14 protein-coding genes and 1 pseudogene are annotated in these 13,690 nt (G+C 66.4%); 2 read left to right on the top strand and 13 right to left on the bottom strand.

The annotated features are described in order from the left end of the window. The 6 genes and pseudogenes from GNX96_RS37215 to pyrR form a co-directional block, all read right to left on the bottom strand. Positions 1–760: quinone-dependent dihydroorotate dehydrogenase (locus GNX96_RS37215; protein ID WP_163572470.1), on the bottom strand; the 760-nt coding region annotated here is incomplete at its 3' end. Then, positions 757–4,086: a carbamoyl-phosphate synthase large subunit gene (gene carB / locus GNX96_RS37210; RefSeq protein WP_163572469.1), complete on the bottom strand. Its 3,330-nt coding sequence runs from the start codon at positions 4,084–4,086 to the stop codon at positions 757–759. The genes carB and GNX96_RS37215, both read right to left, overlap by 4 nt. After that, positions 4,079–5,188 carry a glutamine-hydrolyzing carbamoyl-phosphate synthase small subunit gene (carA, locus tag GNX96_RS37205; protein WP_163572468.1) on the bottom strand — a complete coding sequence of 370 codons (1,110 nt, stop codon included), beginning with the start codon at positions 5,186–5,188 and terminating at the stop codon, positions 4,079–4,081. Before carA ends, carB begins: the two co-directional genes overlap by 8 nt. After that, positions 5,185–6,458 (bottom strand): annotated as a pseudogene (locus GNX96_RS37200) (dihydroorotase). Before GNX96_RS37200 ends, carA begins: the two are co-directional and overlap by 4 nt. Beyond that, entirely contained in the window at positions 6,455–7,369 is a 915-nt protein-coding gene (locus GNX96_RS37195) for an aspartate carbamoyltransferase catalytic subunit (protein WP_163572467.1), read from the bottom strand. The pseudogene GNX96_RS37200 and the gene GNX96_RS37195 overlap by 4 nt, the downstream one beginning before the upstream one ends. Further along, on the bottom strand, positions 7,366–7,929 hold the full coding sequence (gene pyrR / locus GNX96_RS37190; RefSeq protein ID WP_163572466.1) for a bifunctional pyr operon transcriptional regulator/uracil phosphoribosyltransferase PyrR: 564 nt from the start codon (positions 7,927–7,929) through the stop codon (positions 7,366–7,368). Before pyrR ends, GNX96_RS37195 begins: the two co-directional genes overlap by 4 nt. Positions 7,930–8,345: 416 nt before the next feature. Between pyrR and bldD the strand changes: the two genes are divergently transcribed. Further along, positions 8,346–8,828: a transcriptional regulator BldD gene (gene bldD, locus GNX96_RS37185; RefSeq protein WP_163572465.1), complete on the top strand. Its 483-nt coding sequence runs from the start codon at positions 8,346–8,348 to the stop codon at positions 8,826–8,828. A 79-nt stretch (positions 8,829–8,907) separates the two neighbouring features. On the opposite strand, the gene nusB is transcribed toward bldD, so the two are convergent. The 3 genes from nusB to GNX96_RS37170 form a co-directional block, all read right to left on the bottom strand. Then, positions 8,908–9,315 (bottom strand): transcription antitermination factor NusB, encoded by a 408-nt coding sequence (gene nusB, locus GNX96_RS37180; protein ID WP_163572473.1) that lies wholly within the window; start codon positions 9,313–9,315, stop codon positions 8,908–8,910. Positions 9,316–9,355: 40 nt separating this feature from the next. Beyond that, positions 9,356–9,919, bottom strand: a complete 564-nt coding sequence (gene efp, locus GNX96_RS37175) for an elongation factor P (RefSeq protein ID WP_163572464.1) — start codon at positions 9,917–9,919, stop codon at positions 9,356–9,358. 142 nt (positions 9,920–10,061) lie between these two features. Continuing rightward, positions 10,062–10,799 carry a pyridoxamine 5'-phosphate oxidase family protein gene (locus tag GNX96_RS37170; RefSeq protein ID WP_279582457.1) on the bottom strand — a complete coding sequence of 246 codons (738 nt, stop codon included), beginning with the start codon at positions 10,797–10,799 and terminating at the stop codon, positions 10,062–10,064. Between the two features lie 174 nt (positions 10,800–10,973). Here GNX96_RS37170 and GNX96_RS65840 point away from each other — a divergent pair, with 174 nt between their 5' ends. Beyond that, positions 10,974–11,540 carry a CGNR zinc finger domain-containing protein gene (locus GNX96_RS65840; RefSeq protein ID WP_452124499.1) on the top strand — a complete coding sequence of 189 codons (567 nt, stop codon included), beginning with the start codon at positions 10,974–10,976 and terminating at the stop codon, positions 11,538–11,540. Between the two features lie 75 nt (positions 11,541–11,615). Here the strand turns inward: GNX96_RS65840 and GNX96_RS37160 are convergent, their stop codons facing one another. From GNX96_RS37160 to GNX96_RS37145, 4 genes are read right to left on the bottom strand one after another with little or no spacing between them, the layout of a single operon-like run. Then, a complete protein-coding gene (locus tag GNX96_RS37160; RefSeq protein WP_163572462.1) occupies positions 11,616–12,125 on the bottom strand; it encodes a GNAT family N-acetyltransferase in 510 nt (169 codons plus the stop codon). After that, a complete protein-coding gene (locus GNX96_RS37155) occupies positions 12,126–12,635 on the bottom strand; it encodes a GNAT family N-acetyltransferase (RefSeq protein WP_163572461.1) in 510 nt (169 codons plus the stop codon). Further along, a complete protein-coding gene (gene aroQ, locus GNX96_RS37150; protein ID WP_163572460.1) occupies positions 12,632–13,063 on the bottom strand; it encodes a type II 3-dehydroquinate dehydratase in 432 nt (143 codons plus the stop codon). Before aroQ ends, GNX96_RS37155 begins: the two co-directional genes overlap by 4 nt. 4 nt (positions 13,064–13,067) lie before the next feature. Next, positions 13,068–13,604, bottom strand: a complete 537-nt coding sequence (locus GNX96_RS37145) for a TetR/AcrR family transcriptional regulator (protein ID WP_279582461.1) — start codon at positions 13,602–13,604, stop codon at positions 13,068–13,070. Positions 13,605–13,690 lie beyond the last annotated feature (86 nt).

Below are 13,690 nucleotides of genomic sequence, written 5' to 3'. Positions count from 1 at the left end.
CGAGGGCGGCTCGATCGATGGTGGTGTTGGTCGCGATGATGCCGGCCACCCGGTGCGCCAGGCAGACCCCGATGAGCTCACCGATGGCCACATTCGTCAGGTCCGGCGCCACTTTGACGAACAGTGGGGTGGTGGATTCCTCCACCAGTGCGGAAACCAGCTCGTTCAGCTCCGCCTTTCCCGCCAGTGAACGAAGGCCCGGCGTGTTCGGCGAGCTGACGTTGATGGCCACGTAATCGGCATAACGCTGCAGCAGCCGCAACGAGGTCAGATAGTCCTGCGTCGCGTCGGCCAACGGGGTGACTTTGGATTTCCCAATGCTGATGCCCAGCGGAACCACCGAGCGCCGGCGTTTTTCCAGTCGGTCCGCCAAAGCCTGCGCGCCGGCATTGTTGAAACCCATCCGGTTGATGATCGCGCCACTGGCCGGCAGCCGGAAGAGTCGCGGCTTGTCGTTGCCCGGCTGCGGTTTCGCGGTCACCGTGCCGATTTCCGCGAAACCGAAACCAAGCGCCGGCCACCCGTCCAGCGCGACGCCGTCCTTGTCCATCCCGGCCGCGAGGCCGACCCGGTTGGCGAACCGGATGCCAGCCACCACCACCGGGTCACCGCGAAAGAACCGCGCCTTGACCGGCGCGAGGGCGACCGGCGTACGACGAGAAAGTTTCGCGAGCGCGCCCAACGTGCGGACGTGTACGGTCTCCGGATCTCCGCCGAGCCGGAACAGCGCCGGTCGCAGCGTCTTTTCGTAAAGGCTCACTCAGCCGCCTGCTTGAGCGACGCGTGCAGCTGCTGCAGCGGACGTACGTCGATGTCGCCACGAATCAGCGCCTCGATGCCCAGCACCGCCGCCGTGACGCCTTGGACCGTCGTAATGCACGGAATATCCCGGGCAACCGCGGCACTGCGAATCTCGTAACCGTCGACGCGCGGCCCGGAATTCCCGTACGGCGTGTTCAGCACCAGGTCGATTTCACCGTCCCTGATCAAATCCAGGGACGTACGCTGGCCGGCCGCGGTGGCCTCGAAGTGTTTGGCCACCAAGGTGACCTCGATACCGTGCCGTCGTAACGTTTCCGCCGTCCCGGCGGTCGCGAGGACAGTGAATCCGAGGTCGGCGAGCCGCTTGATCGGGAACACGATCGCCCGCTTGTCCCGGTTCGCGACCGAGACGAAAACCCGGCCGGACGTGGGCAGCGATCCGTACGCGGCGGACTGGGATTTCGCGAACGCGGTGCCAAAAGCGAGGTCGATGCCCATCACCTCACCGGTCGACTTCATCTCCGGTCCCAGCAGGCTGTCGATGCCTTTGCCTTCGGCCGTACGGAAACGCTTGAACGGCAGCACCGCTTCCTTGACCGCGATCGGCGCGTTTTCCGGCGTCTGACCGCCATCGCCGGTCGCCGCCAACAGCCCCTCCGCGCGCAGCTCGGCAATCGTGGCGCCGAGCATGATCCGGGCGGCGGCCTTCGCCAACGGGATGGCCGTCGCTTTCGAGACGAACGGGACCGTACGCGAGGCCCGCGGATTTGCTTCCAGGACGTACAAAATGTCGTCCTTGAGCGCATACTGAACATTCAGCAGACCTTTGACGCCAATGCCGTGCGCGATCGCCTCGGTCGCCTTGCGTACGTCATTCATCGTGGTCCGACCAAGGGTGATCGGCGGCAACACACACGCGGAGTCGCCGGAGTGGATGCCGGCCTCCTCGATGTGTTCCATCACGCCGCCGAGATAAACCTCGTCGCCATCGCAAAGCGCGTCCACGTCGATTTCGATGGAATCGTCGAGGAAACGGTCCACCAGCACCGGGTGTTCCGGATTGATCTGGGTCGCCCGCTGGATGTAGCCCTCCAGCGTCTCGTCGTCGTAGACGATCTCCATCCCGCGCCCACCGAGCACATAGGAAGGTCGTACGAGCACCGGATAGCCGATGTCGTGCGCGATCGCCTGCGCCTCGAGATAGCTGGTCGCCATGCCGTGCTTGGGCGCCGGCAGGTTCGCCTTGGCAAGCAGTGCACCAAAAGCTCCGCGTTCTTCGGCCCGGTGGATGGCCGCCGGGTCGGTGCCGACGATGGGTACGCCCGCGTCGGCCAGCCGGCGCGCGAGGCCGAGCGGAGTCTGGCCGCCCAGCTGCACGATCACACCGACAACTCCGAGACCGCCGGCGGCCTTTCCGGTGGTGTCTTCGACGTGGAAGACCTCCAGCACGTCTTCGAAAGTCAGCGGCTCGAAATACAGCCGGTCGGACGTGTCGTAGTCAGTCGAGACGGTTTCCGGGTTGCAGTTGACCATCACGGTCTCGTAGCCGACATCACGCAAGGTCAGAGCCGCGTGTACGCACGAATAGTCGAACTCGATGCCCTGCCCGATCCGGTTCGGACCGGAACCCAGGATCAGGACTTTCGGCTTGTCGCTGGGAGCGACCTCGGACTCGGCCGCGGGATCCGACTCGTACGCCGAATAGTGATAGGGCGTGGAAGCCGCGAACTCAGCGGCACAGGTGTCGACGGTCTTGTAGACCGGTCGCACGCCGAGCCGATGCCGGAGCGTACGAATGCCGTCCTCGCCGGCCATTTCCGGTCGCAACACGGCCAGCTGGCGATCGGATAGGCCGGTACGTTTGGCTTTGCGCAACAGATCCGGTGTCAACGTCGGCGCGTCCCGCACTTCGGCGCCCACTTCACCGATGAAAGCGATCTGGTCGACGAACCACGGGTCATAGCCGGAGTGTTCGCTGACCTGGGCCACCGTGGCACCAGCACGCAGGGCGGCCTCCGCCGTGTAAAGACGGCCGTCGTGTGGCGTACGAAGGGACTGCAGCAGATCGTCCATATCGGACAGTGGCTCGGGGCCGGTCCAGAAACCGGCCGCCGGTGTCTCCATCGAGCGCATCGCTTTGCCGAGAGCCTCAGGAAAACTGCGGCCCATTGACATCGCCTCGCCGACGCTCTTCATCGTCGTGGTGAGCTCGGTGTCCGCGGCCGGGAACTTCTCGAACGCGAACCGCGGGATCTTGACCACGACATAGTCCAGCGTGGGCTCAAAACTCGCCGGCGTGACGCCGGTGATGTCGTTGCGGATCTCGTCGAGCGTGTAACCGATCGCGAGTTTCGCGGCGATCTTGGCGATCGGAAAGCCGGTCGCTTTCGACGCCAGCGCCGAGGAGCGGGAAACTCGCGGATTCATCTCGATGACAACCAGCCGGCCGTCCACCGGATTGACCGCGAACTGGATGTTGCAACCGCCAGTGTCCACGCCAACCTCGCGCAACACGTCGATGCCAACATCGCGCAGCCGCTGGAATTCACGGTCGGTCAACGTCAGAGCGGGCGCGACGGTGACCGAGTCGCCGGTGTGTACGCCCATCGCGTCGACGTTTTCGATGGAACAGACCACGACCACGTTGTCCTTGCGGTCGCGCATCAACTCCAGCTCATACTCTTTCCAGCCGAGCACGCTTTCCTCGATGAGGACCTCGTGGACGGGGCTGGCCGCGAGACCGGCACCGGCCATCCGGCGCAACTGCTCCTCGTCGTGCGCTATGCCCGATCCAAGGCCGCCCATGGTGAAACTGGGTCGCAGGACGACTGGGTAGCCAAGTCGGTCCACAGTGGAAAGAACCTCGTCCAGCGTGTGGCAGACAGCCGAGTCCGGCACCTCGGCGCCAACCGAGCGGACAATGTCCTTGAATCGCTGCCGATCCTCGCCACGCTGAATGGCGTCGATATCAGCGCCAATCAGCTCCACACCGTACTTGTCCAGAACTCCGCGCTCGTGCAGGGAAACCGCGACGTTCAGCGCGGTCTGCCCACCGAGCGTGGCCAGAATGGCGTCCGGCCGCTCGGCCGCGATGACCTTCTCCACGAATTCCGGGGTGAGTGGCTCAATGTACGTGGCGTCGGCGAATTCCGGGTCGGTCATGATCGTCGCCGGGTTGGAGTTCACCAGGCTGACGCGCAGACCCTCGGCCCGGAGCACCCGGCACGCCTGGGTGCCGGAATAGTCGAATTCGCAGGCCTGCCCAATCACGATCGGCCCGGAGCCGATCACCAGGATGTGCCTCAGATCTTCGCGCTTAGGCACCAGGTTGCCTTTCCATCAGCTCAACAAAGCGGTCGAACAAATAACCCGCGTCGTGCGGACCGGCCGCCGCCTCGGGGTGATATTGCACGCTGAATGCCGGCACGTCTCGGCAGACCAGGCCTTCCACCACATTGTCGTTGAGGCCCACATGACTGACTTCGACCCGCCCGTACGGAGTCTCGGTCGACCGGTCCAGCGGTGCGTCCACCGCGAACCCGTGGTTGTGTGCGGTGACCTCGACCTTGCCGGTCGCCCGGTCCAGCACCGGCTGGTTGATGCCGCGGTGGCCAAACGGCAGTTTGTACGTGCCAAATCCGAGCGCCCGGCCGAGCACCTGGTTTCCGAAGCAGATCCCGAACAGCGGAATGCCGGCCTGCAGGATGCCCTGGGTCAGCTCGACAATCGCGTCGGTTGTCGCCGGGTCGCCCGGGCCGTTGGACAGGAAAACCCCGTCCGGCGCCAAAGTCACCAACTCCTGCACATTGACGTACGCCGGCAGGACGTGGGTGGTGATGCCACGGCGGGCGAAGTTGCGGGGGGTGTTGCGTTTGATGCCGAGGTCGATCGCGGCCACTGTGAACCGCGGTTCGCCCTGCGCGGGCACCACATACGGCCGGCTGGTGCTCACGTCGGCGACCAGATCCCGGCCCACCATCGAGGGGCTCGCCAACACCTTTTCCAGCAACGCGTCGGCATCGTCCACTGTGGATATTCCGCAGCGCATCGCGCCGCGCTCACGCAGATGCCGGGTCAGCGCTCGGGTGTCCACGCCGGAAATCCCGACGATGCCCTGTTTCGCCAACTCGCCGTCCAACGTACGCTGCGAACGCCAGTTGGACGGAACGCGCGCCGGATCGCGTACGACATAACCGGAAACCCAGATACGGTCGGACTCGTCGTCCTCGTCGTTCACCCCGGTGTTACCGATATGTGGGGCGGTCATGCAGACGACCTGGCCGCAATACGACGGGTCGGTGAGCGTTTCCTGATAGCCGGTCATGCCGGTGGCGAAAACCGCTTCGCCGAACGTTTCCCCGGTGGCGCCGTACGATTCGCCGCGAAAAACCCGACCGTCCTCCAGCACCAACATCGCCGAACTCATTTTTGCGCCTTCCCGTCCAGAACCGTCGGCACTCCGCGCAGGAACGTCGCCACCGGCCGGCTGGGCAGTTCGCGGCCGGCATACGGCGTGTTGTGCGACCGGCTGGCCAACTCGGCCGGCCCGGGCGTCCACCGTACGGCCGGATCGACCAGCGTCAGGTTCGCCGGCTCCCCCACCGCCAAGCCCGCGCCGTGACCGCTCAGGCCGGCGATGCGGGCCGGAGTCGCGGACATCCAGTCAGCAATGCGTTCCCACAACCGATCCGTGCCAGCCATCGCTTCGACCACAATGGACAGTGCGGTCTCCAGACCGACCATGCCGGGGCGCGCGTACGCCCACTCGCATTCCTTGTCCTCCACGGTGTGCGGAGCGTGATCGGTGGCCACGATGTCGATCGTCCCGTCTCGCAGCCCTTCGCGCAGCGCGAGAACGTCCGCCTCGGTTCGCAGCGGCGGATTCACCTGAAAACCGGGTCATAGCCTTCGACCAGGTCATCGGTCAGCAGCAGATGATGCGGAGTGACCTCGGCGGTGACCCGCCAGCCCTTCGACTTCGCCCAGCGGATCAACTCCACACTGCCGGCGGTCGAGACATGGCAGATGTGCAGGCGAGAATTCACGTGCCCGGCAAGCAGAACATCGCGAGCAATGATCGCTTCCTCAGCAACCGCCGGCCAGCCGGCCAGGCCCAGTCGAGCGGAGGTGTCGCCTTCGTTCATCTGCGCACCGACGGTTAGCCGCGGTTCCTCGGCGTGCTGCGCGATGACACCGTCGAAAGCCTTCACATACTCCAAAGCGCGGCGCATCAGCACCGGATCGTGGACACAGTGGCCGTCGTCGGAAAAGACGCGCACCCGCGCAGCGGAAGTGGCCATCGCGCCCAGCTCAGCAAGTCTTTCGCCAGCCAGACCAACCGTCACCGCGCCAATCGGCTGTACGTCGACCAAACCAGCGTCCTTGCCGAGCCGCCACACCTGCTCGACCACGCCAGCGGTGTCCGCGACCGGATCGGTGTTCGCCATCGCACAAACCGCTGTGTAGCCACCCAAAGCCGCCGCTCGGCTGCCGGTTTCGACCGTCTCGGCGTCTTCCCGGCCCGGCTCACGCAGATGTGTATGCAGGTCAACCAAACCCGGCAGGGCGATCAGGCCGGTCGCGTCCAGCCGTTGCGCACTGTCCGGCGCGGAGTCGGCGATGACCCCGTCTCGTACGAAAATGTCGGCCGGCTCGCCACCCAGCACCGAAGCGCCGGAAATGATCCAGTTGTTCACGCCATCCCGCCCAACATCAGATAGAGAACCGCCATTCGTACGCTCACGCCGTTGGCCACCTGCTCGACAATCGTGGAGCGGGTCGAGTCGGCGACCTCCGGGCTGATCTCCATGCCGCGGATCATCGGGCCGGGGTGCATCACGATCGCGTGCTCGGGCAATGCGCCCATCCGTGCCGCATCCAGCCCGTACCGACGCGAATATTCGCGTACAGACGGGAAAAACGACGCGTTCATCCGCTCTCGCTGGACCCGCAGCATCATCACCACGTCAAGTTTGGGCAGCACGCTGTCCAGGTCGTACGAGACCTGGACCGGCCAGCTGTCCACTCCCACCGGCAGCAGTGTCGGTGGCGCGACCAGCGTGACCTCGGCGCCGAGGGTGCGCAGCAGCCACACATTCGACCGGGCCACCCGGGAATGCAGCACATCGCCGACGAGCGCGACCCGCAGGCCTTCGAGGCGACCGAGCCGAGAGCGCATGGTGTACGCGTCCAGCAAAGCCTGAGTGGGATGCTCGTGCGTACCGTCGCCGGCATTGACGACACTTCCGTCGATCCAGCCCGCCAACCGATGCGGAGCGCCAGAAGCCGGATGCCGGATGACGACCGCGTCGGCACCCATTGCCTGCAGCGTCAGCGCGGTGTCCTTGAGGCTTTCGCCTTTCGAGACGCTGGACCCCTTGGCGGCGAAGTTGATCACGTCCGCGGACAGCCGTTTGGCGGCCGCCTCAAAGGAAATCCTGGTGCGGGTCGAGTCCTCGTAGAACAGGTTGACGACCGTACGACCGCGCAGGGTCGGCAGTTTTTTGACCTCACGCCCGGAAACCGCGGCCATTTCCGCGGCGGTGTCCAGCACCAGCGTCGCGGTCTCCAGGTCCAGATCGGACGAGGACAGCAGATGCTCGATCATCGTTCGCCTCCCGGAGTGAGCACCACGGCGTCCGCACCATCCACTTCGGACAGTCGGACATGCACGCTCTCGACCAGCGAGGTCGGGATGTTCTTGCCGACGTAGTCGGCGCGGATCGGGAGCTGGCGGTGGCCGCGGTCGACCAGCACGGCCAGCTGCACGGCGGACGGCCGGCCAAGGTCTTTCAGGGCGTCCAGCGCGGCCCTTACGGTCCGGCCGGAGAACAGCACGTCGTCGACCAGGATCACCCGCTGGTCGTCGACGCCGGTGGCTGGTACGTCGGTGTGCTCCAGCGCCCTTACGCCCCGCAGCCGGAGGTCGTCGCGGTAGAGCGTGATGTCGAGCGTGCCGACCGGGACCTGGACGCCGGCGAACGTACTCACCCGGTCGGCCAGCCGGCGGGCCAGCGGCGCACCGCGGGTCGGGATGCCCAACAGCACCGTCTCGGCGCCGCCTTCGGTCTTCTCCAGGATCTGGTGAGCGATCCGGTCCAAGGTCCGGGCCATCGCCTCGGCGTCCAGGATCGTCTTCTCCGCGAGATCGTTTTTGGCAGAAACCATCTGCCCCTCCTTCTCCGCCTCACTGGACGGCTCGTTAAAGGATTGCGGGTCTAACGGGCACGCTACCAGCGCCGATACGCTGGTCATCAGCCGCCGCGCCGGCTCGTGCCGACGGTCACACCGGGCATCAGCGGCCACCGTCGGCAACCAAAACGGTGAGTCCGGAACCCGCTGCGGAATGTCACAACTAAGTAACTGGTGGTAATCTGTCCCTGACGCGTAACGTATGGGTGGTCACCGTGCGATAGATCAAACACGAGAACCGTTACACACAGATCCGGCTAGGCCCCCTGAAGACCAGATGGACCATCCGAAAAAATGTGGGCGGATCTCGGCGAAGACCCCAAAGTCGTCACTCTCCGTAGTATCATTACGGATGGTAACCGACAACCTGGCCACACCCGTACGGAGCATTAATGTCTGACTACGCACGTGCCCTTGGCGCCCGGCTGCGCGCCATCCGCCAGCAGCAGGGACTCTCGCTGCAGGGCGTCGAAGAGAAGTCATCCGGTCGCTGGAAGGCGGTGGTGGTCGGCTCGTACGAGCGCGGCGACCGCGCCGTCACGGTGGCTCGGCTGTCCGAGCTCGCGGACTTCTACCGCGTGCCGATGTCCGAGCTGCTGCCCGACCCCACGCCGAGCCGGCATGAGGAGAGCGGCCGGGTCGTCCTGGACCTGGAGCGCCTCCTGCACCTGCCGACCGACGAGGCTGGGGCCCTGCTGCGGTACGCGCGCAGCATCCAGCAGCAGCGCGGCGACTACAACGGCCGGGTGCTGTCCATCCGCGCCGACGACCTGCGCGCGCTCGCGATCATCTACGACACCTCGCCGTCCGGTCTGACCGACCGGCTCAGCGAGTGGGGTGTGCTCATCGGCGGCGACGCCCGCCAGCCCCAGTAGGAACAACCCACCGGCCAGGGGTGGCCGCCGTAGCAGCCTCAGCGGCGTACGGCGGCCCAACGGCCCACTGAGCGGGGGCTCAGGCTAATTCGCTCTTGACCAGCTGGATCTTGCCCAGCACGCCGTTGACGAAACGCGGCGAGTCGTCGGTCGAAAGCGTCCGAGCCAGCTCGACGGCCTCGTCGATCGCCACCGCGTCCGGCACGTCGTCGCACCAGAGCAGCTCGTAAATCGCCACCCGGAGCAGATTGCGGTCGACCGGCGGCATCCGGTCCAGCGTCCAGCCCTCGGCGTACGTCTCCAGCAGCTCGTCGATCCGGGCCCGGTGCTCGTCCACGCCCTCCACCAGGTCCACCGCGTATTCCGGCACCGGTGGATCGGCCTGCGCCAGCCGATCGGCCAGCAGGGTGACCGCGTTCAGCTCGCGCAGATCGGCTTCGTACAAAACGTCCAGCGCCCGTTTCCGGGCCTTGCGGCGGGCCGTCATGTTGGCCGTGCCGCTGCTCCAACTGTCTTTTTCCGGCACTTCAGCTCGAGACGCGGCCGAGATAACGGCCGTCCCGGGTGTCGACCTTGATCTTCTCGCCGGACGAGACGAACAGCGGCACCTGGATCTCCGCGCCGGTCTCCAGCGTCGCCGGCTTGGTGCCGCCGGTCGAGCGGTCGCCCTGCAGGCCCGGGTCGGTCTGGCTGATCACGATCTCGATGCTCACCGGCAGTTCCAGGTAGAGCGGCGTGCCCTCGTGCAGCGCGACGGTGACCTCGGCGTTGTCCAGCAGGTAGTTCTTCGCGTCGCCAACCGTGGAGCCAGGCACTGTCACCAGGTCAAACGTCTCCGAGTCAAGGAACACGAAGTCGTCGCCCTCGGCGTACGAATAGGTCATCCCACGCTTGTCGACGCTGGCCGTCTCGACCTTGGTGCCGGCATTGAAGGTCTTGTCGACGACCTTGCCGGACAGCACGTTCTTCAACTTGGTCCGGACGAAAGCGCCGCCCTTTCCGGGCTTGACGTGCTGGAACTCCACCACGGACCAGAGCTGGCCATCCAGGTTGAGCACCAAGCCGTTCTTCAGGTCATTCGTGGAAGCCATGCGCGCTTACGTCTCCTGATCAAGTTGACAAACATCTACTCTTGGCAAAGGTCAAGTATATCTGGACCCCTCACCTCCTCCCCTGCCCCCCTTCGCGACCTTGACCTTTCGATGGCCGCGGTGGCCTGCCTCAGCGACAACGTCAAGGTCGCGGAGGGTGCCACCTGGCGATGGCGCTGGGGGTGAAGTGGACCGTACGGCCAGTGGCCCAGTCGATCGCGGCGGTGCCGGACAGATGCAGCGTCAGACCTGTCCCGAAATCGAGGAAAAGCAGTGACGCGGTGTCGTCGACGGCGAGATTTCCCAGGCTGTTGAACAGGTTGTTGCCCGGGTAGTCCGGCCACCACACGTGCGATTCCTCGACTCGTACGAATCCGGGTTCGCCGCCGCGGTGCGAGGTGTCGACGCCGCGCGCTCTCTGATGAGTGGTACCAAGGAAAAACGTGTCCGATTGCTGGATCAGGGCGATGTCGTCCGGGCTGAGCCGGTCGCCGCGCTCCAGCTCCCGCTCGGTCGCGGCCAGCGATTCGAGATCGTGGTGGTGGATGTACTGCGGGCAGTTTCCGTACGCCTGCTCGACATCGATCTCGAAACCGTCGGGTCCGACCGCGGTCAGGTCGCCGTTGACCCGAAGACGACACCGGGTCGCGAAGTCGATCGCGATCATGCCGGCGGGCTGGCCGGCCGGGAGCACCTGCAGCGGGCCAGCCGGGAGCGCGTGGACTCGCAGCGTCGTGTCGGTCCCGTCGAGGAAGCCCTTCGGACCGATCACCGGCGAGGTCCAGAGGGTGCCCCTGCTGTCCCGAGCGGTGAGGGCCGCGAACGTACGCTCCGCCAGGAACCGGGCCGCGCCGCCGGCCAGCGAAGCGGGTGCCACCATCCGCGACAACCTCGCCGCCTGCGCCTGGACGCCCGCTCGCCGCTGAACCGCCAGCTCACCCTCGTGAAACCCCGACCTAATGTCTGCCCGCATGTCTTGACGTTAGAAGCGTTGCCGCACGGTGTCAAACGGCTAGCAGCCTGCCTAGCCATTAGAGAGTGTTAGCCTGCCGGCATGGGTACGAACGCGCCACTGCTGGGTGAGCCGTTGCCGGTCGAGCTGATGAACACGATCTGGGCCGACCGCAACGGTGGCTATGACGCCCTGAGCACGCCCGCGGAGACCACTGGATGGCTCCAGGCGACCGGTCACGACGTTACCCAGGCCCCTGCCGACCTCGCTCTCCAGCTGCGCGAACTCCGCGACGCTCTGCGGCAGTTGGCCGCGGACGCGACCGACGATCCGCGCCCGCGTACGTCCAATGTCGACGCCCTGGCCGTCGTCAATCGCGCCTGCGCGCTCGCACCGAGCTGGTCCTCGCTGAACACCGACGGCTCGGTGGTCCGGATTTGCGCTCGTACGACGACAGAGCAAGCGATCTCCAAGATCGCCGAGCAGGCAGTGTCACTCTTCTCCGGCGACCATCGTTCGCGATTGCGGGCCTGCCTCGCTCCCGGCTGCGTCCTCTTCTTCGTACGCCAGCACCCCCCGCCGCGAATGGTGCTCCGCCTCCTGCGGCAACCGCGCCCGCGTCGCCCGCCACTACGACCGCCACCACTAAAACCGGGAACTGGCCCATGATCGCCGCGGTCGCGGCACAAGCCTGGCGATCCTCCGGCGCACTCAGATCACCGTCTGGATCACCGAATAAAGCAACTAGCGAAGAAGAACGAGGCGACGGTGGGTGGCGCCGTAATGCTCGCCGCTGCCGGAGTCCTGGAAACCGAGGCGTTTGGCCAGGCCCAGCGACGGGATGTTGTCCTCGTGTACGAGCGCCCAGATCGCCGGTAGGCGGACGGTGTCAAAGCCGTGCCGGATCAGCGCCTCGGTGGCCTCTCGGGCGAGGCCGCGGCCCCACCGATCGGGGCTCAGGAACCAACCGATCTCAGCCGGCAGTCCGGGCAGCTGGCTGCTCGGACGCAGGTGTCCGCGGCCGACAATCAGTCCATCCGGCTCGGTGACGACCCAGCTGCCGAGCCCGTCCGGATAGACCTCGTCAGTGAGCATCGTGCGTACGGCGGCCGCGTGCGCGCGCAGGTCCACTGAGCGGTTCGCCAGGAAGCGGGTGATCTCCGGATGCAGGGCCAGCCGGCACAGTCCGGCGGCGTCGGACTCGCGGAACTGGCGCAGCACCAGCCGCTCGGTCGCGAGCGTGGGAACGAGCACTCAGCGCTCCAGAACCAAGGTGTGGTGCGGGCCGCTGGCCAGCGTGGTCCCGCCCTTGAGTACGAAACCCATCCGCTCGGCGAGCCGCAGCGAAGGCCCGTTGTCGATGTGGATGGTTGCCCACACCGCCGGCACCTCCAGGTCGTGGAAGGTGTGGTCGAGCTGCGCCCGTACGGCCTCGGTGGCCAGGCCCCTTCCCCACCGGTCCACCGCGAGGAACCACCCCATCTCGATCGGCTGCCGATCGATCACGATGCTCGGCCAGATCCCGCCGCGGCCGACGTACCCGCCGGTGGCCCGGTCCAGCCAGACCCAGTTGCCCATCCCCGGCGGCTTCGGCTCGGCGAGCCGAGCCTGAACGGTCTCCCGCATCGCCTCCACTGTCGTCGGCACCATCGAGAGATAGCGACCGAACTCCGGCGACTCGTACATCGGGAACAGCGGTTCGGCGTCGTCGATGCGGAGCGCGCGCATCAGCAGGCGTTCGGTCTCTAGGGTGGCGACGGTCATGGACGGTCCAACGCCAGCCAGTGCAGGGCCAGCACGTAACCCCGCACGCCCAGGCCCGCGATCACGCCGGTGGCGACACCGGAGATGTAGCTGTGGTGCCGGAACTCCTCGCGCTGGTGGATGTTGCTGATGTGCACCTCGACCAGCGGCGCGGTCAGCTGCGCGCAGGCGTCCCGGAGGACCACGCTGGTGTGGCTCCAGCCAGCCGGGTTGAGCACCACCGGATGGCCGGCGTCGGCGGCCTCATGCAGCCAGCCGATCAGCTCCGACTCGGCGTCGGTCTGCCGTACGTCGACAGTCAGACCGAGCTCTTTGGCGGTGGTCTCTAGCAGCGACACGAGGTCGGCGTACGTGGTCGAGCCGTACTTGTCCGGCTCCCGGCTGCCGAGTCTGCCGAGGTTCGCGCCGCTGAGAACGAGGACAGTCATCCGGTCAGGTTATCCGGCGGGCGGCGAGAGCCAGAAAGATGTCGGCGCACGAGTCGATCACCTGGGCCTGATCGAGCGGCAGATCGCCGGCCAACCACGCGGTCAGGGTCTGCGCCAGGCCTCCGACCAGGAACTGGGCGGCCACCTCGACCTGTTCATCCGAGGCCAGGCCGTAGAACTCCCGCGCCTGCGCGGTGAGCAGCGACGCGAACAGCCGGGCGGACCGCAGCCGGCGCTGGGCCAGTGGCCGGCTGGCCAGCGGAGTGCCGAACAAGAGCCGGCCGCGTCGCGGGTCGTCCGCGACGGTACGCACGATGTTCTCGATTCCGGCCCGTACCTTCGCCTCCGCCGTGGCCGGCGCGGCGTTGACCGCTCGCAGCGTGGTGTCTGCCAGCTCCTTGACGACGTGGTCATAGACGGCCTCGGCCAACGCGTCCCGATCGGCGAAGCTCTCGTAGAAGTAACGGCTGACAAGCCCGGACCGCTGGCAGACGCCCCGCACGCTGAGCGTCGGTTCCTCCGGGTCGCCGAGCAGGTCCAACCCGGCCTCGATCAGCAGGCCGCGGCGCTCGTCCCCCGGCGGTGGTCGCCTTTGACTCCCCCGTAGGTACGCAGCGTGCTCATAAG

Source organism: Fodinicola feengrottensis (genome assembly GCF_010993775.1).
Classification (GTDB): domain Bacteria; phylum Actinomycetota; class Actinomycetes; order Mycobacteriales; family HKI-0501; genus Fodinicola; species Fodinicola feengrottensis.
Note: the sequence above shows the minus strand (reverse complement) of the source record. Positions and strands in the feature narration are given on the sequence as shown.